Source organism: Cytobacillus oceanisediminis (assembly GCF_003182355.1).
Classification (GTDB): Bacteria; Bacillota; Bacilli; order Bacillales; family Cytobacillaceae; genus Cytobacillus; species Cytobacillus oceanisediminis_A.
In genome coordinates, this window is the sequence record NZ_QGTW01000007.1 from 68394 (window position 1) to 89274 (window position 20881).

General features: G+C 41.3%; 20 protein-coding genes and 1 pseudogene. 6 read left to right on the forward strand and 15 right to left on the reverse strand.

The genetic code is table 11. From position 1 onward, the window contains the following. Positions 1 to 77 precede the first annotated feature (77 nt). On the forward strand, positions 78 to 1232 hold the full coding sequence (locus tag DFO73_RS14115) for an MFS transporter (protein ID WP_110065393.1): 1155 nt from the start codon (positions 78 to 80) through the stop codon (positions 1230 to 1232). Between the two features lie 310 nt (positions 1233 to 1542). On the opposite strand, the gene DFO73_RS14120 is transcribed toward DFO73_RS14115, so the two are convergent. From DFO73_RS14120 to fabG, 3 genes and pseudogenes are all read right to left on the reverse strand, one after another. After that, positions 1543 to 1920, reverse strand: a complete 378-nt coding sequence (locus DFO73_RS14120) for a VOC family protein (protein WP_110065394.1) — start codon at positions 1918 to 1920, stop codon at positions 1543 to 1545. 342 nt (positions 1921 to 2262) lie between these two features. Next, positions 2263 to 3440: pseudogene (locus DFO73_RS14125) on the reverse strand (thiolase family protein). A gap of 62 nt (positions 3441 to 3502) precedes the next feature. Then, positions 3503 to 4243 (reverse strand): 3-oxoacyl-ACP reductase FabG, encoded by a 741-nt coding sequence (gene fabG / locus DFO73_RS14130; protein WP_110065395.1) that lies wholly within the window; start codon positions 4241 to 4243, stop codon positions 3503 to 3505. A gap of 798 nt (positions 4244 to 5041) precedes the next feature. Between fabG and DFO73_RS14135 the strand changes: the two genes are divergently transcribed. Then, the gene (locus tag DFO73_RS14135; RefSeq protein WP_258309491.1) at positions 5042 to 5371 is read left to right on the forward strand and encodes a hypothetical protein; all 330 of its coding nucleotides are present in this window, start codon (positions 5042 to 5044) and stop codon (positions 5369 to 5371) included. 579 nt (positions 5372 to 5950) lie between these two features. Here the strand turns inward: DFO73_RS14135 and lepB are convergent. The 4 genes from lepB to DFO73_RS14160 form a co-directional block, all read right to left on the reverse strand. Then, the gene (gene lepB, locus DFO73_RS14145) at positions 5951 to 6505 is read right to left on the reverse strand and encodes a signal peptidase I (protein WP_110065398.1); all 555 of its coding nucleotides are present in this window, start codon (positions 6503 to 6505) and stop codon (positions 5951 to 5953) included. A gap of 31 nt (positions 6506 to 6536) precedes the next feature. Continuing rightward, on the reverse strand, positions 6537 to 7157 hold the full coding sequence (locus DFO73_RS14150) for a TVP38/TMEM64 family protein (protein ID WP_110065399.1): 621 nt from the start codon (positions 7155 to 7157) through the stop codon (positions 6537 to 6539). Positions 7158 to 7314: 157 nt separating this feature from the next. After that, the gene (locus tag DFO73_RS14155; protein ID WP_110065400.1) at positions 7315 to 8250 is read right to left on the reverse strand and encodes an LCP family protein; all 936 of its coding nucleotides are present in this window, start codon (positions 8248 to 8250) and stop codon (positions 7315 to 7317) included. A 400-nt stretch (positions 8251 to 8650) separates the two neighbouring features. Then, on the reverse strand, positions 8651 to 10636 hold the full coding sequence (locus DFO73_RS14160; protein ID WP_110065401.1) for a S9 family peptidase: 1986 nt from the start codon (positions 10634 to 10636) through the stop codon (positions 8651 to 8653). A gap of 267 nt (positions 10637 to 10903) precedes the next feature. On the opposite strand from DFO73_RS14160, the gene DFO73_RS14165 reads away from it, so the two are divergent. After that, positions 10904 to 11293, forward strand: coding sequence for a hypothetical protein (locus DFO73_RS14165; protein WP_110065402.1), 390 nt, complete (start codon positions 10904 to 10906; stop codon positions 11291 to 11293). A 101-nt stretch (positions 11294 to 11394) separates the two neighbouring features. Here DFO73_RS14165 and DFO73_RS14170 read toward each other — a convergent pair whose 3' ends face one another. After that, positions 11395 to 11964, reverse strand: a complete 570-nt coding sequence (locus DFO73_RS14170) for a competence protein ComK (protein ID WP_110065403.1) — start codon at positions 11962 to 11964, stop codon at positions 11395 to 11397. A gap of 200 nt (positions 11965 to 12164) precedes the next feature. Here DFO73_RS14170 and DFO73_RS14175 point away from each other — a divergent pair, with 200 nt between their 5' ends. Continuing rightward, positions 12165 to 12401: an IDEAL domain-containing protein gene (locus DFO73_RS14175; protein ID WP_110065404.1), complete on the forward strand. Its 237-nt coding sequence runs from the start codon at positions 12165 to 12167 to the stop codon at positions 12399 to 12401. Positions 12402 to 12465: 64 nt separating this feature from the next. Further along, positions 12466 to 13101 (forward strand): Type 1 glutamine amidotransferase-like domain-containing protein, encoded by a 636-nt coding sequence (locus tag DFO73_RS14180; protein WP_110065405.1) that lies wholly within the window; start codon positions 12466 to 12468, stop codon positions 13099 to 13101. Between the two features lie 98 nt (positions 13102 to 13199). Here the strand turns inward: DFO73_RS14180 and DFO73_RS14185 are convergent, their stop codons facing one another. From DFO73_RS14185 to DFO73_RS14195, 3 genes are all read right to left on the reverse strand, one after another. Then, complete coding sequence (locus tag DFO73_RS14185; RefSeq protein ID WP_110065406.1) at positions 13200 to 14489, reverse strand: M48 family metallopeptidase; 1290 nt, start codon at positions 14487 to 14489, stop codon at positions 13200 to 13202. A 480-nt stretch (positions 14490 to 14969) separates the two neighbouring features. Continuing rightward, positions 14970 to 15275, reverse strand: a complete 306-nt coding sequence (locus DFO73_RS14190; RefSeq protein ID WP_110065407.1) for an AzlD domain-containing protein — start codon at positions 15273 to 15275, stop codon at positions 14970 to 14972. Then, positions 15268 to 15996, reverse strand: coding sequence for an AzlC family ABC transporter permease (locus DFO73_RS14195; RefSeq protein ID WP_110065408.1), 729 nt, complete (start codon positions 15994 to 15996; stop codon positions 15268 to 15270). Before DFO73_RS14195 ends, DFO73_RS14190 begins: the two co-directional genes overlap by 8 nt. A gap of 138 nt (positions 15997 to 16134) precedes the next feature. On the opposite strand from DFO73_RS14195, the gene DFO73_RS14200 reads away from it, so the two are divergent. Further along, positions 16135 to 16686, forward strand: coding sequence for a helix-turn-helix domain-containing protein (locus tag DFO73_RS14200; protein WP_110065409.1), 552 nt, complete (start codon positions 16135 to 16137; stop codon positions 16684 to 16686). Positions 16687 to 16871: 185 nt separating this feature from the next. On the opposite strand, the gene DFO73_RS14205 is transcribed toward DFO73_RS14200, so the two are convergent. The 4 genes from DFO73_RS14205 to DFO73_RS14220 all read right to left on the reverse strand — a co-directional run bounded on the left by DFO73_RS14205 (position 16872) and on the right by DFO73_RS14220 (position 20830). Continuing rightward, on the reverse strand, positions 16872 to 17666 hold the full coding sequence (locus tag DFO73_RS14205) for an ABC transporter ATP-binding protein (RefSeq protein ID WP_110065410.1): 795 nt from the start codon (positions 17664 to 17666) through the stop codon (positions 16872 to 16874). After that, positions 17641 to 18672: an ABC transporter permease gene (locus DFO73_RS14210; RefSeq protein WP_110065411.1), complete on the reverse strand. Its 1032-nt coding sequence runs from the start codon at positions 18670 to 18672 to the stop codon at positions 17641 to 17643. The genes DFO73_RS14205 and DFO73_RS14210 overlap by 26 nt, the downstream gene beginning before the upstream one ends. A gap of 58 nt (positions 18673 to 18730) precedes the next feature. Next, on the reverse strand, positions 18731 to 19741 hold the full coding sequence (locus DFO73_RS14215; RefSeq protein WP_110065412.1) for an ABC transporter substrate-binding protein: 1011 nt from the start codon (positions 19739 to 19741) through the stop codon (positions 18731 to 18733). Between the two features lie 312 nt (positions 19742 to 20053). Next, a complete protein-coding gene (locus DFO73_RS14220) occupies positions 20054 to 20830 on the reverse strand; it encodes an enoyl-CoA hydratase-related protein (RefSeq protein ID WP_110065413.1) in 777 nt (258 codons plus the stop codon). Positions 20831 to 20881 lie beyond the last annotated feature (51 nt).

Sequence of the window (20881 nt, forward strand, 5' to 3'; positions counted from 1 at the left end):
GTCTTTCAAAAATGTGGAAATAAAACAACTTTCATTTACAGGCTATCCTGCATAAGTTATGGTGGCAGGTGATATTAATGATTTCAAAACCAATTCTGCTTGCAACCTCCATTATTTTGACTGTAACAGGCATTTTCGTTGCCAGCAATATTTATACGCTTATTCCTATTTATGGAGACATAGCTGACTCATTTAACGTAAATGAAAATTATATTGTCGGGGGAGGCAGTCTTTTTGCCTTTTTTTATGCAGCCGGCTTATTATACTTTGGCCCTGCTTCTGATACGTTCGGCAGGCGAAAAATTATCATTATCGGTTTGCTCGCCTCAGCATTGTCCACTTTTGCTGTGGGGCTTTCATCAAGTGTTGAGACGCTTTATATAACCAGGTCGATTCAGGGGCTGACACTTGGCAGCTTCGCACCTGTTGCTTTTGCTTATTCCTTTGACCTTTTTCCGCCAAAGAAACGGACCCTGCTGCTTGTATTTATTAACACAGGATTTCTAGTTGCCGGTATTCTTGGACAGCTTCTCAGTTCAACAATCACTTTTTATTATCAGTGGAGCCATGCTTTCTATTTCTTTGCCATTTGTTATTTTGTACTCTTTCTTATATCATACAAAATTTTGCCCAGCACTTCACTTCCATCTAAATCAAGAGTTTCCGTTATTCACATTATGAAAAATCTATTAAAAAACGGCAGCCTGTTAAAATGTTACGCCATTACGTTTACTTTGCTGTTTTCTTTTGTAGCTTTTTACGATGCGATAGGAAGATTTTTTCAGGGAACCAGGGAGGATTTGTATATTTTAAGAGCGGTTGGTTTATTCGGGGCAGTCCTGTCTCTTTTTACCGGCAGGCTAATCGATCGAATTGGCATTTACGCAAACATGAAGCTCGGATTCATTTTGGGCATTTTTAGCATTATTAATATGGCTGTATTCCGCAGTACACCTGCTTTAATGGCCTTTTCCATACTATTTGTGGCTTCCATTTCCCTGCTTGTCCCGACAGTCATTACACTCATTGGCTTGATCGCAGGGACGGATCGGGCAAAAGCACTTTCTCTTTATTCATTTATCCTTTTAACCGGAGCCAGCCTTGCTTCTCCTGTTGTAATGGTCCTTCAATATGAATATGTATTGCAGCTGCTCCTTGCCTTCTTCCTTATGAACATGGTTCTTGGTTATTTTTTATCAAAAGAAACTGCTCTTTCCCCCCAGTCGGAATAAATAAGAGAAGCCCGATTCATATCGGGCTTCTTTTACTCTCTCCATTCTGGTCGAAGCAGCCGTATAAATACATATAATGCCGGCTTCCAACGCGTTCAAGAAAGTCTCTGTAGCTGCCTTCTCTTTGGAATCCAAGGCTTTCATACAGGGACACTGCTCTGTATTCTCCAGCCAGTGGAATTCCCGCCCCGCAACAATCTCCTTCATACAAGATGAACTAATTGTATAAAGGAGGAGTTACAACATAGTTACATACCCGAGAAAATCCTGCCGGACTAAGAGTTTGGCGGGATTTCACAGTGAATGATCATTATATTTTTCTTTTATCCTCGCAAATCATCAGCAGATTGCCTTCACTGTCCCGGAAATTAAAAAAGGAAATATCCCCATGCTCTTCAATCTCGCTAAAAATTTCTGCATTTATAGATTTGACGTGGTCATAGGATTGGTAAATATCATTCGTATCGAAAAAGAAAAGCGGCTTTGCATCCTGCTTGGCAACTACCCCTTTATTGGCATCGAGAATAATACCAGATCCGCCTGATACCGGCAAATCATAAATGGTACCTTCATGGGCCGTGTCCTTTTTCGGAAGTCCGAGCAATGCCGAATAGAAAGCGATTGCTCTGTTCATATCTTTTACATGAATAAAAATAGAACCCACATGATTTTTTACTGGGCTTTTCATAATATCACTCCTATTTTTAATTTTGTATCTTTGGAAACCATCAGAGAAAGGCTTTAACAAATCCTTTCACGGATAAACGGAAATTTTCGCGGATATCCCATTCTCTTGTCCAAAAAACTTGCGTTTGCTTGTCTGCTAGCATGGTTCAGGTGCTTTTTCCCTATATTTACGGAGAGTGCCTAAATTCAGGGCGAGATTGCATCTCTTTCGTTCCCTTCCTCTCCGCTTTACCCGCTTCAAGGACACGATTGGACGCCTTATTACTTGTTTTGAGAAATTCTAAGCCTCTTCCACTAAACTTGAGCACCCTCTCAAAAAGAAAAGAGCTCCCAAAGGAACCCTTTATTCAAATGTTTCCACAAAAACTGTGGCACCCATGCCGCCGCCGACACACAAAGATGCAATTCCTTTTTGTCCGCCTCTTCTTTTCAATTCGTGGACAAGGCTTACAACAAGACGCGCTCCTGTGCAGCCAATTGGGTGGCCTAAGCTGATTCCGCTTCCGTTTACATTTACCTTTTCGCGGTTCAAGCCCAGTTCCTTTTCAACTGCCAAATATTGGGCTGCAAAAGCTTCATTAACTTCAATTAAGTCTGCATCTTCAAGGGACCACTCTACATTGGCAAGTCCTTTTTTGACAGCTGGCACCGGTCCTCTTCCCATAACTTTGGGGTCCACCCCTGCTACTGAGAAACCAACTATTTTAGCCAGCGGCTTTAGCCCCTTTTCAAGTGCCAATTCTACCGGCATTAGGACAAGCGCTGCTCCGCCATCATTCAGGCTGGATGCATTTCCTGCCGTAACGGATCCGCCTTTTCTGAATACAGGATTCAGGCTGCTAAGTTTTTCTGCAGTTAAATCACCGCGCGGATTTTCATCCTTTGTAACAGCAACCTCTCCTTTACGGGACTTCACAGTAATTGGAACGATTTGTGAGTCAAAGTAACCGTTTTCAATTGCATGCAAAGCTCTTTGATGGCTAAGCAATGCAATTTCATCCTGTTCTTCTCTTGTAATGCCATGGATTTCAGCCAGGTTTTCCGCAGTTTCCCCCATCATAATATGATGGATCGGATCCTCAAGAATTTCCCAAACTGTATCAGTTACCTGTCCATGCTGCATGCGGGCGCCCCAGCGATGCTGCTTTAATACATAGGGGCTGGAACTCATCGCTTCCACTCCGCCGGCAATGACGATATCTGACATTCCGGATTGAATTTGTAAAGCCGCTGAAATAATCGCCTGCATACCGGAAGCACATTGTCTTTGTACAGTAAATCCGGCAGCCGTATCATCAAAGCCTGCAAGCAAAGCAGCTGTTCTAGCCGTATTTGGCTCATCCGTGCGCTGAATGCAGTGGCCTAAAATGACCTCATCCACCTCGTTGCTTTGCAGTCCGCTTCTCTCCGCAGCTTCTTTTAAAGCGGAACAATTAAATCAGTCGGAAGAAGATCCTTAAAAACTCCGCCAAATGTTCCGACCGGGGTTCTAACTGCTGATGTTATAACAACATTTCTCATACCTTTTCACCTCATTTATTCTCCTTAGCCATTTTTCCGAACATACGCTCGAAGTCAGGCCGTTACATCATAATCCCGCCATCTACATGAAGGACAGTTCCGTTAACATAATCGGATTCATTGGAAGCAAGGAACAAATATGCGTTAGCAATGTCTTCCGGATTTCCAAGCCTGCCAAGCGGGACCATTCCTTTCATTTGCCCGATAACCTTTTCTGGAACTTTTGCTGTCATACCGGTTTTGATAAATCCAGGAGCAACTGCATTCACGTTGATTCCTTTTCTCCCCAATTCCTTTGCCCAAGTCTTAGTCATGCCGACTACCCCTGCTTTCGCTGCAGCGTAGTTTGTTTGGCCGATATTTCCATAGACTCCGGAAACGGATGAAGTGTTGATAATTTTTCCTCCTCCCAGCTCCAGCATGGCCGGCAGGACAGCTTGCGTGCAGTGAAACACACCGGAAAGATTGACATCCATAACTGCCTGAAAATCTTCAGCTGACAGTTTCGACAGCATGCCATCTCTTGTAATTCCTGCGTTATTTACTAAAATATTAATTTTTCCGAATGCCTCTTTTACGGCTTCAACCATCTCGTCTATGCTTTGCCTGTCTGCCACATTCACCTGGAAAAATTCTACGTTGAATCCTTTATCTTTTAGCTCCTGTGCTCTTGTTTGTCCAAGGTCGGCATTATAATCTGCCATAGCCACCGCGGCTCCTTCACTGGCAAACCTTTCTGCCGCTGCAAGGCCAATACCGTTGGCGGCACCGGTTATAATGGCTGTTTTCCCTTTTAGCCTCATCTGTTGCACCCCCGTTATATTAATTTAAAAATTCTGACATTCAATGAAGCAGCTGATCTATATCATCGATCGGCGGCGAATGTCAGCAATCTCTTAATTCGACAAAGCTTGCATTTTCTCCTATGTCCTCGATAATTTCTTCAGCCATTTGTTTTGGAATGACCAAATCCCTGTCTCCTAAAAAGGTACCGTTTCAGCGTAATTTCTATGGGTAAGCATATCGTCAATATACTCTTCATATCGCTCGGCCTCCGGGTTGTATTTTGTATAAATAACCGCATTGTAAACCATTTTTAGAAAGCCGCGGTTTTCTGAAGCATATGCCTGTTCAGTTGGTACTACTTTTGACGGATCACTTTTTTCTGCTCCAAGGTGCTGCTCCTCCTAGTGGGATCCGGCTGCCCGGATTCATTCGTTTCATAGATTCAGTATCCCCTTGTAGACCCCGGTGCAAGATCATTTTCTTGCAATAACCCGGATAGTCAGCTGCAAATTGCATGCATACAGGTCCTCCCAAAGACCAGCCGACGATGGAGAAATCTCTAAGGCGTTGCTTTTTGAACCGCAACTTCAGGCTTTGTTTCCGTATCTTCCACAATAAACTCAATTTTTCTGCCCACTCTCTTCATCTCTTTCCTCTTAACATATAAAAATAAAAGCCATTTAGCTTTGAATCCATCACAAAAAAGGGCGGTTACACCCCCAAACGGATTATGGTAATTTTTTGAATCGGTTTAATAGCCGCTAAAAAAGGCTAAGAAATATAAAACAAATGACGGCAAGGTGAAAGGAGCAATCATGATGAAGATTGTTTATGGCTTAATGGCTCAAAACGGTGATGCCCAGGAATTGTTATGGGATCTGGGATTTTGGGAAAGCGAAGAATCCGCCAGGGAATATTTAAATACAGAAATGGCCAATACGCGCGGAATTACAGTAGAGCCGATTAGAATCAATGATCCTATACCGATCTCACCAGAAGAAATCGAAGAAGACGAAATGGTTGCCTGTTCCCTTTGCGGAATTGATTACAATCGCGAAGATGTCAATATGACTGATTATGATGAAAATGTATGTGTAAATTGTGAGCCTGAATATAAGGAAAATCCTAATTTTCATGTTATCTAAAAAATTTTTTTAAAAACCGCATAAATTATTTTTAAAAGTGCAGCCATTAGGGCTGCTCCAATATCTGCATGTTTTTATCCGCTTCCAAAATCATTTCATACATATGGCGGGTAGGCTCCAGTGGAGGTACACCCACCGAGTTCTTCTTCCCTTATGTATCGTTCCAAGTTTTTTATATAGTAAAATAGCTCCCGGCCAAAATCCGGAAAACGAGTTCTGATGCTGTAAATTAAATAAGTTAAGAAAGGGAGAATTTCATCATCTGTTGGAAGAAATTGAATACCAGCAGCATACCTTTTTTTCATCCTGCACAAACAAGGCAAGAGCAGTGCCCTTTCCATAACCGCATCCAGAATGCATGAGTGTAAGGGTGTGTTGGGAAATCGCTTTCATTTTTCTTGTCAGCTTTGCTCTTCTAAGCGATTCTACCTTCACCGCAGGAACAAGCAATTTTGTTTTTATAATTGGCATGGATTCAATCTTGGACCTCCTCCCATTTGCTTAATATTATGAATTTCTTAACCATTATAAAAAAGGACTCGAATTTTATCGAGTCCCTTGCAACAGTATATATTATATTTAAAATGAAGCATCCATTTCATTAAGCGGCCAATAGCGCAGGTTGACTTTTCCAACTACCTGCTCCGCTGAAATAAACCCAAAATGGCGGCTGTCCCAGCTTCCCAGGCGGTTATCTCCCATTACAAACAGCTTTCCCTCCGGCACTGTTTCCACGCCTGTCATCTCTTGAAGCGTGAAGTCGCCTGTCAGCCTGCCGCCAAATGCACTTTTGCGGTATTTTTCCAAATATGGCTCATCCACTTTTTTTCCATTGATATACAATTCATCATTGCTGTATTCTATTTTATCTCCAGGAAGCCCAATAATTCTTTTCACAAAATCCTCTTTATCATTATGATGGAAAACGATCACGTCAAAACGGTCCAAATCGCTGACCTGATAGCCAATTTTATTGACAATGAGCTTATTTCCATCCTGAAGTGTAGGCATCATGGATTCACCTTCCACTACATAATTGGAGAAGAAAAAAGTCCGTATAAAAGCAAAGATGATAATGCCGATGGCAAAAGCCTTTAACCATTCTGCCCCTTCTTTTTTCAATTCTTCCTTCACACTGCATCTCCCCCAATGCTTTCCAGAATCGCTAATCTTTATGAGTGCGATCCTTTTCTACGCTCATATTCATCTTTATTTCAATGATTTTGCCGACATACCAAAGAATAAAAATAACCAGTGCAACGATGGCTGTCCGAATTGGCTGCGTCACTAATGACTTTATGTCATAGCCAACAAAGCTGATTGTAAAAATCATAACCATTTTCCCTGTCAGGACAGCCAGCATATATTGAGCAATGCTGATGTTTGAAAGCCCAGCAACAATGTTTACAACAGCCGATGGAGTAAATGGGAAGCAAAGCAGAATGAACAAAGGACCAAATCCATGCTTTTCAACCCAGCTCATCAGCTTCTGAACCTTCTGATGCTTTTTCAAAACCCGCAGTATTCTTTTCTGTCCGTATTTGCGGACCAGCAAGAAAACAAGTACCGCCCCTGCAACCGCACCAATCCAGGAATACAAAAATCCCAGCCAGAGACCGAATGCGCTTGCGTTTGCCATCACAAATAAGAACAGCGGCAGAAAGGGCAGAAAGGCTTCAAGCATAGGCAGCAGGATGCCTGGGAGAGGGCCAAAAGAGCGATATTCCTGAATAAGATCCATTATATTTTCCAATGTAAACCAATCTTTGAACAGTTCAAAATCCATTTAGTATCTCCTTGTACAAATGCGGCAAGCAGCTATTTATAATCGTCGCACAAATCACGTTTTAATAAGGGGCAATTTCTTCTATTTTTACCACTTACCCTTTTATTGTACACCTAATCAGCAAAAAAAGAGTATATCGAACTCCCAGCTATTTATATTATTTTGAAAGAAATTCATGAATAGCTGCTTTGTTTTCTTCCAGATTAATCGCCAGTACAGCAGCACCATTGATTCTCTGATTTTCAAATGTGCCATCAACAGGAATACGCAGAGTTTCCACATTCCGGCTATCTTTAGAAACAAAGTCTTTCCCAATATAAAGTATATCTCCTGTATCCATATTGGTATTTACGAAAGGTGTTACAACCCCTATAAGTTTCGGCAGCTTTGTAATGGTTTGGAAGCTTGTAAACTGGCTGGCCACTTCTTTCATCACTTTCTGCTGGCGTTCTACCCTTCCAAAATCGCCCACTGCATCCTGCCTGAATCTTACATAGCCGAGAAGATGCTCGCCATCCAGGCGCTGCAGTCCCGGTTCAAGAGTAACGCCAATATTGGCGGACATTCTTTTTTCAACGTCAATTTCCACCCCTCTTGGGAAAGCTTCATCAATCAAATGGACAAAGCCCTCGAAATCAACAATTGAATAATATTGAGTATCTAAATCAAAGTTTTCCTTCAGCGTTTGCCTTAATAGCTCTGGCCCGCCATATGCAAGTGCTGCATTTATTCTATTTTGCCCGTGGCCCGGGATGTCTACATACATATCCCTCATAAAAGAAATAAGCTTATATGTGCCCTTATCAGGATGATATTGGGCAACCATAATCGTATCTGCCCTTGACTTCTCTTCCCCTCTGGCGTCACTTCCTAGTACCAATATATTAGTTCCACCGTACTGATCCTTTACTCCATTAAATTCAAATTCTTCTGTCTCTATATTTGCTTCACCTTTTGATTGGGAAACTCCCTGCTTGAATTGATAATAAGAATAAGCAAGTGTTCCGGCAAACAACAGAAACAGAATTAAGAGAAACGATTTCCATTTTCTCTTTTTTTTCTGCTTTTTATATTCATGTCTTTCAGATCTCATAAAAATAAGTCCTTTCTTTAAAGCAAAATGATAGTCCCTTTGGTCTGGCAAGCCGGGTTTTGAAGATATGTTAAACAAACCTTCAAATATATTTGACTGATGTTCTTATTAAAAAGTTTCGATATTGATACTGGTATATCCTGTATACCCTTATATTTTGCAGATGAATTACTTTCTTTGCAATTTATTTTAACATTGCTAGCTGAAACCTGAAGCCGGTAAATTTTAATTTCGTTGATATATCGGCATTTTCGTTGATATATTCAGGTTTTTTTGTTGAAATATTGAAAAGTCCGTTGATATATCCATTTTTTCGTTGATTTCTATACATTTAGTTCAAAAGGCTGCCTGTCCAAAACAAACTAAAAAACCGCAACCCCGAAGGCCTGCGGCAAATTTTTTATAGGTATTGATCGAACCAGCCTGCAATATAGTTGAGGCGGCTGATTCTTAAGTTAGGCTTACCGCTCCTTGAAAGCTCATGGTTCGATTCAGGGAAACGGACAAATTTAGCTGTTTTCTTGCGATGTTTTAAGGCGATGAATAATTGCTCTGCCTGTTCAATTGGACAGCGGTAATCCTTTTCACTATGGAGAATGAGCAATGGTGTATCCATTTCATTCACATAGGCAAGCGGAGAATGCTTCCATAGCTTATCAATATTACTCAAATCACTTTTAATTTGCCAGTCCGTAAAATAATAGCCGATATCACTGACTCCGTAAAAGCTAATCCAGTTGGAGATGGAGCGCTGTGTGACTGCTGCTTTAAAGCGGTTTGTATGGCCGATTATCCAGTTGGTCATAAAGCCGCCATAGCTCCCCCCTGTTACGCCAAGCCGGTCTTTATCGATAAAACTATAGCTTTTCAGCGCGTAATCGACTGCATCCATAATATCTTCATAATCTTTGCCGCCATAATCTCCCCTTACAGCGTCAACAAACTGCTGTCCGTATCCATGGCTTCCTCTCGGGTTTATAAATAATACTGCATACCCTTTTCCAGCAAGGCATTGGAATTCGTGGAAATAGGAATTGGCATACATCGCATGAGGCCCGCCGTGAATTTCCACAACAAGCGGTGCTTTATCACCATCCTGCAGATGGACTGGTTTCATAATCCATCCATGCAGATCCCAATCATCTGAAGATTTAAACTGAATCGGCTCTGCATCTGCAAGCTCTACTTTGCCTAAAAACTCTTCGTTCACATTTGTCAGCTGTTCTAATTCCCCAGTTGGGACGTCCAGCAAATATAAATCTCCCGGATATGAAGGCTTGCTGATGGCTACGACTGCCTGGTTAATGTTCCCGCCGGTAGTCAAACCATACACATGCTGTTGATCCAGCAGCGCCGGGTACAATTGACCGTCCATAGAACCATAATAAACAACTGTATTGCCATTGTCTGTTGCCAGGAAATAAAAACTCCTGCTGTCCTCCGCCCAAAGAATTCCTGGTGTCACTACCCCCTGCTGGAAATCTCCAATCGCATAATCCCCTGCTAAAATGTCAGATTCTGCAGTCAGGCACTGGATGTTTTCATTTTCAAGACTATAAACCCAGACTTTTGTATGTGTGGCATTTTCATATTCTCTTTCATGTCCGAACATGCCTAGATATTTACCATCTGGTGACCATGTGGCGCTACCAAAATAACCTTTTCCATTCGTTACCTTTTTCATTTCTTTTGTATCCGGATTGACGAGATAAACATCGCTTACGAAAGAAAAATCTTTTTCTTCGCTCAAATCAGCAGTTACAGCAACCGACTTTCCATCCGGAGACCAGCTTTGCAGCTGATAGTCATGCTCACCAGAGGTTAGCTGCTCAATCTTCCCAGTCTCTATATCCACTACTGCCACTTGGCTGTATCTGCCGCTCCAAAATCCCTGGGCATCCGATTTGTGTTTCATTTTATCAATTTCAAGCGGTACTGGCTTCTCATTTTTCTTTTCCTGTTTGTCAGCTGCATCAGCTTCTTCATCAGGCTTTATAGAAACATTAAAAGCAAGCTTCTTTCCGTCCGGTGACCAAACCGGATTGGTAGCGCCATTTGTACATTGGGTTAGCTGGCGCGCTTCACCGCCTGTTATGTTCATAATATAAATCTGTGGTTTGCCGCTTCTATCGGAAACAAATGCAAGCGCATTCCCATCTGGAGACCAGCGCGGTGAATGGTCTTTGTAATCGCCATACGTCCACTGGACTGGCGGGCTTTTTTCGCTGGTATTAATATAAAATATATTCGAGCTATATGTATTTTTCTCTTCAAGCATGCTTGTTTCAATATATGCCAAATTGGAGCCATTCGAGGATAGCTGCGGGTCGGCAACCGATTTTAACTCATAAAGATCTTCAGGTTTTATCGTTCTCTTTTGTGTCATTTCTTTCATCCTTCCTAACTATGCTGTTCTACTTATTTCGACATCAGAAATAAAATCCCTTCTCATTCTGCGAATAGGTGAAACTTTTTTTGCAAAATGGAAATGATGAAGGATAGCAGCTACTTTTGATTTATTCGACAAATAAAGGCTCTTGCAAGAAGAACCTTTCCTTTGTAAAATTAAATAGGAACGTTTGTTCTCATTAGAATAAAACTTGCAAGCTCGTGTAAATAGCAGGCAACTTTTGATTAAGGGAGTAGAAAGATTATGACGAGAATTCCTGAGGAAGACCGTAACGTAATGGAACAGGCTATCTATTTGCCAATGGTATTAACCATTTTAAACCGTGATCTGATTGTTATTAATAAAAGCCCATTCAAACTAAAACAGCCTTATCTGGATTTAGTTGAAGAAACCTTGAAAGTCATACAAGACGAACTGTCAGAAGTCAAACGCTATATGAACAAAAACCAGCTTAAGGTCCATGAAATTAAACGGGATGACGCGTTCACCATGTTCATGTTTCTCTATAAAGGCTACGAGGAGCACCATAATTACTTTAATCCCCGCATCCGCAACAAAGTTCAGGAGCTAATGGTATATTATCTGTTTAAAAGGCATGTGACCGGAACAGGCAAAAACCTAAAAGCAAATTAATTGCTAAATTTGTAATGGGAAGAGCATGCTTTTAATATTGTAATATACACGGAAAAACAGAAGCATGAAAACATGCATGCTTCTCGCTTATCCTTCTAACCCTAATCCCTTCTTGCACCATAGGCTCCCGCTCTCTCCGAAGCATTCAAACTTCTGGAACCATTTAAAAAGTAAAGTGCCTTTCTCTCTGATTCTTCTATCCTGCTTATTAGAGTTGTTTTTAGCAATGCTGTCCTCAGCAGCTGGTTATTAAAAGTATTATAAGACACTGGAAGTATAAAACTTTGCTTATTTTTGAAAACCGCCTGGGTATTTCCGTCATCCGTCCGTTTGTAATAGAGGATATGCTCCTGTGCGATCCAAATGCATTCAGGATTGCTTGGAGAGGTTGTTGGGAAAAAATAAATGAAGTTTGTGGGGTCAATTGTTATCGGAGCCTTGTGGGTTATTCCGGTCAATTGGCGCGTACCCTCTTTTCTGCCTTCATAGCTTGAACCGAAAAACCTGCAGCTTTTTTTAATAATATCGATGGGTTTAAAGGGGGAAGTCAATTCTTCATCAAGCTCCCAAATTTGTGAATAAACCTTAAGACCATAAGGGAGAGGCTTGATAATCATCGTATTTGGATTAATTTCATATTCTTCGATCAGTTGAGTATTTAGGCTTCTCATTTTTTCATCTCCTTTTCTTGTATACCGCCTCTTTTCCATAATAGCACCAATTAATCTAAAAATTACTAATTTTCGATAATAGTTGCTAAATTGTTCACATTTTCGACATCCATAAAAATATTTTCTAAAAATTTAAAAAACTTGGTTGAATTTTCAGAAGGATTTCCATATAATATTAAAAAGCATCAGGGGTGATTTCCATGAAGGAAAAATCATACACCGAATTAATGAAAGCAAGCGCCATGAAGCGCAAGCAGCAGAAAGAGTCCTTTGTTCTTGACCTTTACATTGACATGCTGATTTCGGAGATCCTGCTAAACACAGAAAAAGAAAAATTAATGAAAAAAGTGGACGCAGCCATTGACGAAGGAAACAAGCCGGCTTTTATCCATTTATCAAACCAGTACAGAGAACTTTCCAAACGTTTCGGTACTTAGCAATTGAAGTTGACCCCCGCCAACAAAGCGGGGGATTTTATTTTTACAGTTAGGAGAATGGCTCTTGAGTAACAGGCATTTATTTTTAATGGGCGGCAGCCCGCCTTTCGGAGAAATTTTAGGAAAAAAATTTGCAGGCCTCTCTACTTTATCTACAAGTAAAGTAGCGGTACTCTTTTTGGAAAGGGAAGGCTGGATAAACTATATGGACAAGTATACTGGGCCTTTAAGGCAATACGGAGTTAAAGATTTCACCTATCTTCCGCTGTCCTTTTCTCCGCCAGCTTCACTTTTTGAAGAACTGCTCTCCTGCTCCGGAATCATTATTGGCGGCGGCGAAACAGAAAAATACAGGAGCTATATAGTGGAAACAGCACTTGGGGAATCTATCAGGAAGATGTATTGGGAAGGTATTCCCGTAGCAGGCTTTTCGGCAGGGGCTTTAATTTGCCCGGAGCATTGCATAATCCCTCCCGTTGACACACCGAAAAAACAGCATCTTTTTCTTAATGGGCTCGGATTAATCAGTGATCATGCTATCTGTGTCCATTTTACAAAATGGAATGAAAAGGAAAACTTAATAGCAGCTATGAAAAAGACTGGTTCTTTGATTGGCTATGGGATTGATGATCATGCAGGGATTTATTTTAAAAATGAAAGACCGGCTTTTACAGAAGGAAGCATATATAAAAAAGAATGAAATAAAGCAGACCTATTGGGCCTGCTTTTTAGTAATAAGAAGCGTGTTATTTAAGGAAGTATTGCTGCATTTGAGAATAACATCAGGCCGGGCATCCCTTATTGAGCATGTTCTCTTTCCTTCTGCCTCTGCTTAATTTCAAATTCCTCCAGCATAGAGATCCGCTCCAGCATAGTTGGATGGCCATATCGGAATATTTTAACAAGAAGCGGCGGATTCACCTGGCTTAAGCCTGCGCGTGTCAGCTCTTGAAATGTTTCGATTGCGGCATCCGAGTTCTCGGTCATTTCAATAGCATAACGATCAGCCCTTGTTTCCTGGTAACGCGAAACCAAATTTGTCAGCGGGCTTGAAATGAACAAAAGCATTGAAAGAATCATCAGGAATAATGGTAAAGATCTAATATCATTCACAGCAGGGATTTTAAGCGCCCTTCCCCATTTATCAATTGCCTTCTCCATTAATTTGGCGGTCAGATAAAGACCCAGCAGGGACAGAAGCAAATAGCCTCCGATTCCGATGTAGATATGCTTTTCAACATAATGGGCCATTTCATGCGCCATAATAAACAGAATTTGGTCTTCATTTAATTTGTTCAGGGTTGTGTCCCATAGAACAATCCTGGAATTAGAGCCGATACCTGTCACATATGCATTCAGCGCATTTGTTTTTTCAGCCATATCGACCTCAAAAACATGTTCAGCCGGAATATTGGCCTGATTCGCCAATTCAAGTATTTTGGTTTCGAGTTCTTTATTTTTTAAAGGATAAAAATCATTATAAAGAGGGTCAATGACAACAGGCTGCAAGAACATCATAAATAATGTGAAAGGAATGGATAAAAGCCATGCGTAAAGCCACCATCTTTTCTTGCTCTTATTAATCAGCCAGTATAAAACAGACACAATCAGGACCATCGTTCCATAATTAACCCAGAAATCAATGAGTTCATCCTTCATCCACCCGCTAAAGCTTTGAGTCGAGATATTATAAGTTTTCGATAACGAAAAACTAATGTAGCTTAATGGCATCGTAGCAATAAACGCAAAAAATGAAAGCCAAATTAGATAAATCGCCGTTTGGAGAAACTTATAGGGTGTTGATTGCTCCGCCCATTTTTTAAAAGCCTTTGACAAGCCGAATAGAAGAATGAATAAATAAAAAATCCATTCAAAGGGTGTAGAGATGAAAAACAATAAATTTCTTATTTTTGAATATTCCTCACTCAGCATCAGCTCCCTGCCGTTCAGGAATGTTGCCGGGTCTGCCCGTGAGCCTTCATATTCAAACGGCAGACTGTTATCAGCAAAGTAAAATAAATACCAATAAAAAAATAAGCCGTATAAGCAAAAGGCTAACGCGCCGTAAAAGCCTAATTTTCTTGCCATCCGATTCCCCCCTTTTGGTACAACCTCTCTATAATTAGTTTAGTATAAAAATCTGTAATTAGAACTATTTTAGTGGGACATTCATTCAATGATTAGGACCGGTATTGCCTGCCGCCGGTTCCAAATATTCCAGCCTGGCCGCTGCCATGATTTATCGGTCTAAAATCATGATTTTTCGGCCAATTCTCGATAGTTATCGGCCAAATGTTAATTTTACGGTTTTCCGGCCCCGGATCAGCAGGTGAAAATGACATTTACCGGCTGATCATTAGAATTTACCGGCCAAGTCGATCCAAATACCGGCCAACTTTAATAAAATACCGGCCAAATAGCGGGATTTACCGGCCAAACGATATTTTTTGCAGGTTTAAGTTATGTCCATAGCTCATTTAAAATCATTTCCATAAAATAAATTTTCTAATGAAAAAACCGGCTCTATTATCCTGAACCGGTTTAATGCACGATCTATCATTATCATATCTAAATCAGGAACGAATATACGGATAAAACAGCAATGGATCCTAAAACGACTACAATGACATTTGCCCCTAAAAAGGCGGCAATAAAAGCGGCACCAGCGCCCAGCAGCCCGAACCAAATATCCTCATTTATAAATAAGATTCCAGGAAAAATAAGTGCCCCTAATGTGGCATAGGGAACATTTTTTAAGACTCCCTGTACAAAGCCCGGCAGTTCTTTGCCTTTAAATAGCACGAAAGGCAAGAGTCTGGGGATATAGGTAACCAATGCCATGCCAACTATCATCCACACCATTTGGCTACTCATGCTCCTGCCCCCTTTGCTTGTTTTTCACATTTTCAATCAATTCTATAATTACAGCAGATAAAAGTGTTGCTAATACAATTGCCCAGCCTGTTGATAAAGCATTGGTCAAAGTAAAAATAATATTAAAGCATGCGGCCAGCACAGCAAGGAATACTACCTTAGCACTTTTTTTCATCGAAGGAACGAGAAGGCCGACAAACATGGCATATAGCGCAACAGACATGCTTTCCTGCAAGGTTTGAGGAAGACTCGCACCAATCAGGTGCCCAAGCCCCGAGCAGACCACCCAGCTGGAGTAAGAAATAGAGATGAGTCCAAGCATATACCCGCTTGTTACCTTTTCATCACGGACGGCCGCAACTGAAAAGGTTTCGTCCGTAATTCCAAAAGATAGGATAGCTTTATTCACTATCTGGTCGTCTTCCCATTTTTCGTTAAGGGAAGTGGACATCAAAAAATGCCTGATATTCACTATAAAGGTCGTCAGGATAATTTCAAAAATTCCTGTTCCCAATGAAAGGAGGCTCAGAGATATATACTGCGCTGCACCTGCAAACACGAGCAAGCTCATTAATGCTGTTTCCCCAATTGAAAGCCCGGTTGCTTTTGCCAGCAGCCCGAATGTCAAAGCTATTGGTGCATATCCAATCGCGATGCTGATCCCTGACTGGAATCCTTTCCTGTACTCAGAAGCGGGCTTGTTGACTGCAATTTCTGCCATTTCGTTCACCACCAAAAAAAAAATATGATAATAGGTTCTGAAACTATACTATAATAGACATAATATAAAGTACGATAAATTTAATATAACATATTATACATACGTACGTTATATTACACAATGATTTCGGAGGATATAATGGAGAATATTCAAAAAAGTATTGGGGAAAACCTGAGGAATATTCGAAAAACAAGAGGATACAGCCTTGATGCCACTGCAGAATTGACTGGTGTCAGCAAAGCAATGCTAGGGCAAATTGAACGGGGAGAATCCAATCCAACCGTCACTACCCTTTGGAAAATCGCCAGCGGTCTCCAAGTCTCATTTTCCTCACTTATAAATGAGGAGTCCTCTGATGTACATTTTATTGAATTACAAACGGTTCCCCCGATTATGGAAAGCATGGGCAATTACAGAGTATATCCCGTATTTCCGTTTGACCCGCGCAAGAAATTTGAAATCTTTACTGTAGAAATTGAACCCGGCTGCCAGCATACATCTGATAAGCATAATGAAGGCGTTGAAGAATATATCACCGTCATGTCAGGCACACTTGAATTGGAAATCGGTGACCAGCGGATTACAGTCCGTACAGGCAACTCCGTTAAATTCCTGGCGAACAAAGCCCACACTTATTCAAATATTGGCAAGGAATTGATCCGGTATCAAGCTGTTATGTATTATCCGTGAAAAATAAAATTGCATATCGCCGGCGGGCGATATGCTTTTTGTTTGGAAAAGTCCTTTATATAGGGCTTGATGGACAAAAACCAGTTAAAAAGTTATTAAAACTGCCTTCGCAGAAGCTGACTTCAGATAACCCCATAACGAAAAAACAAACCGAACAAAGCATAACGCCTTGTCCGGTCCGCCAATCAAATAAGCACAGCTTTGTCGCTGCTCATTTTTTCGCCGCGGATTTTCTGGAATTCCTCCAAAAGTTTTTCCACAGTCAGATTTTGTTTTTGTTGTTCATTTGCTTCAAAGATAATCTGACCTTTGTCCATCATGATCAGCCTGTTGCCGAGATCGAGTGCCTGCTGCATATTATGGGTAACCATTAAGGTTGTAAGTTTGTATGTTTCCACAATTTCTTTTGTGAGGTTGGTAATTAGTTCTGCACGTGATGGATCAAGTGCAGCTGTATGCTCATCCAAAAGCAGGATTTTTGGTTCAGTAAAAGTAGCCATCAACAATGATAATGCCTGCCGCTCTCCTCCAGATAGAAGCCCGACTTTGGCCGAAAGCCTGTTCTCTAGTCCCAGGTGCAGCATTTCAAGTTTCTCCCTGAAAAAATCACGTCTTTTCTTGGAAACGCCTTTACGCAAGCCGCGAGTCATTGTCCTGGAGTATGCAATGGCCAGATTTTCCTCTATCGTCATGGATGGAGCCGTACCTGCCATAGGATCCTGAAAAACCCGCCCAATTAGCTTTGATCTTTTATGCTCCTTTACAAGGGTAACATCGGACCCATCAATCAGAACATCCCCCATATCAGGAATCAATTTTCCTGAAATCATGTTCATAAGAGTTGATTTTCCCGCCCCATTGCTGCCGATAACCGTCATAAAGTCGCCTGGCTTTAATTGCAGGTCAATACGGTGCAAAGCGATTTTTTCGTCAGGTGTTCCCTCATTAAACACTTTATGAATCTGATTTAATTGCAGCAAGCTGTTCACCACTTTTCCCGTAAGCATTAGATGCCTGATTTTTTTTTGCTTCTAATAGTCTCCGACGCTTTCTTTGCTTTTCTTTTTGCTGCTGGATCAGCTTTGGAAGGATAAGCGCACTAATCACGATTACCGCTGTAATCAGCTTCATATCACCCGTTTCCAGAAACTCAACCCTTAAAGCCAGCGTTACGATAATCCGGTATAAAATGGCTCCGCCGATTACTGCCAACGTAGCCCTAACAATTGTTTTTGCACCAAAAATCGCTTCACCGATAATAACGGATGCAAGGCCAATAATGATCATGCCAATTCCCATACCGACGTCACTGAACCCGTTGTACTGCGCCACTAATGCGCCCGAAAAAGCAACCAGTGCATTTGAAATGCCCAATCCAAAAATCTTCAGAATGTCTGTGTCAGCGGAAAAGCTGCGGATCATCGTTTCATTATCACCTGTCGCGCGAATCGCCAAACCGACATCGGTCTTCAAGAAGAAGTCGATCAGGACTTTCACAGCAAGTGCTAAAATAAGCATTAAGATAAGAATCCCCCAGGTTTTCGGTACAAAGCTCATTCCCAGCGCAGCCGTCATGCTCTGGATAGCATGATCAATCCCAAGTCCCTGCCAGAATTCTGTAAGCTTCGTCATAGCCGTCTCCTCTGACAAAAGAGGCACATTGGACTTTCCCATTATCCGGAGATTAATAGAGTACAATGCGATCATCATTAAAATTCCTGATAAGAGTGCATTGATTTTTCCTTTTGTATGAAGCAGCCCGGTAAGGCAGCCTGCTGCAAATCCCGCAAGCATGGCTGCAATTGTAGCCAAAAACGGATTATATCCTCCTACAATCATGACAGCTGCTACAGATGCACCCGTGACAAAGCTTCCATCAACCGTCAGGTCAGGAAAATCCAGTATTCTGAATGATAGGTAAACGCCCAGCGCCATTAAGGCATAAATCGCTCCCGCCTCGATGGAACCAAAGATGGCTGTTGGCATAGTAATCTTCCTTTCTGACTTTTTTATTTTAAAGGTTGTTTCCAAGTCCTTATATTATTTACTCAACAAACTCAGCAAGGTCATTCCATTCGTCCTTCAGTTCAATGCCCATCTCTTCAGCTGCTTTTTTATTGATAACCAGCTTTAAATTCTGCGGATATTGAACCGGAAGTTCAGATGGCTTTTTACCTTCTTTTAATATTTGCGCAGCCATTTCTCCTGCTTCATATCCGATATCCTCATAGTCAAATCCGTAAGCGGCAAATCCTCCGCGTTTTACAGAGTCAAGCTCCCCTACAAATAAAGGTATGTCATTGTCGTTTGAAACCTGAATAACCGATTCCAATGCAGAAACGACTGTATTATCGGTAATGATGTAGATAACATCTGCTTTGCCAACAAGTGACTCGGCAGCCTGTTTTACTTCTGATGAATTGGATACAGTTGCTTCGGCAAGCTTCATATCTGTACTTGACAGAGCTTCCTTCACCTTTTCAATCTGCACCTCTGAGTTTTGTTCACCAGAATTATAGATAACGCCCACTGTGCCCGTATCAAACTGTTCATTAATAAATTTAACCATATTTGGAATTGCATCAGGATGAGTATCAGTTGTACCTGTTATATTTCCGTCCGGAGTTTCCATGGATTTGACCAATTGGGCCCCTACTGGATCTGTTACTGAAGTGAACACAATCGGTATATCCTTTGTTGCATTAAGTGCACTCAATGCACTTGGCGTGGAATTGGCAAAAATCAAATCCACTCCGTCTCCCGCGAAATTATTCGCAATGGACTGGTTATTATTTTGGTCGCCCTGGGCGATCTGTACGTCATAGCTTACTTCGAGGCCTTTTTCTTCCAATGCTTTCTTAAAGCCCTCAAGTGCCGCATCCAATGAAGGGTGTTCAACAATCTGTGTCACCCCTACCTTAAATGAATCTTCTTTTTCGCTATCTGAAGAACTGCTGCCTCCATTAGTGCTTTCACTGCCGCACCCGCTTAGAAGCACAGCTCCCATTACACCTGCTGCAGCTATAGCTTTGAATGATTTTAATTTTTCCAGCATTTTAGATGATCCCCCTCTTATTCTCTATCTCTCTTCCACTTCAATACTTTTATGCTTTCATGCTTTTATTCACTAAATTATATAGTTAACACTCTCCATATTCAAGACCTTTTTTATTATTTTCTAAAAATTTGATAATTTAATAGAAAAAACACGGCAGAAATTTGGACTGACCCACGGTTTTGAGACAATAAGAAAAACACCTCCAAAATCGTATAGATATTAAATACGATTCAGGGGGTGTTTTTTCCTTGTCTCATTTTCCTGGGTCACTCTAATTTGCCGTGTTTTTTCTATTAGTAACCTATTTTCCTATTTCCCTTTAAAATCCGGTTTTCTTTTTTCAGCAAATGCAGCGAGAGCCTCTACTCTATCTTTAGTCGGGATAATGACTTCGTAGGCCTTTCTTTCAATTTGCAAGCCGGTTTGCAGATCTACCCCCATTCCCTGTTTAATCGCAAACTTTGCCTGCTGCAGTGCCAGCGGTCCGTTTGCAAGCATTCCACCCGAAAATTCGAAGCATTCATTTAACAAATTATCTCGATCGGTTACTTTTGTCAGGATTCCATACTCGAACGCTTCCTCGGAAGTAAGCCTTTTAGCCGTTAAAATTAATTCAAGCGCTTTTGCCTGTCCGATTAATCTCGGCAGCCTTTGAGTACCTCCTGCTCCTGGGATAATTGCAAGACTTGTTTCCGTAAGCCCCATTAAAGTACCGGAAACAGCAATTCGGAAGTCGCATGATAGGGCAAGTTCCATTCCACCCCCGAAGGCAAATCCATTTATAGCTGCGATCGTCGGCTGCGGAAGCTGGTCGATTAAAGAGAACACTTCTCCGATCTTATAGATATTTCTGCGGACTTCTTCATCCGATAAAGTTCGGCGCTCTTTTAAGTCTGCTCCAACACTAAACGCTTTTTCTCCGGCCCCTGTAAAAATAACCACCCGCACGCCAGGATTGGTGCGGAATTTTTCAATCGACTCCTGGAGTTCTGATAAAGTTTCATAATTAAACGCGTTCAGCGCATCAGGGCGGTTAATTGTAACGACCGCAATATGTTCTTTTAATTCAACGTCAATAGAACTCATATGTACATCTCTCCTTCATTTACTTTGCTATATGTTTCAATTCGACAAGCT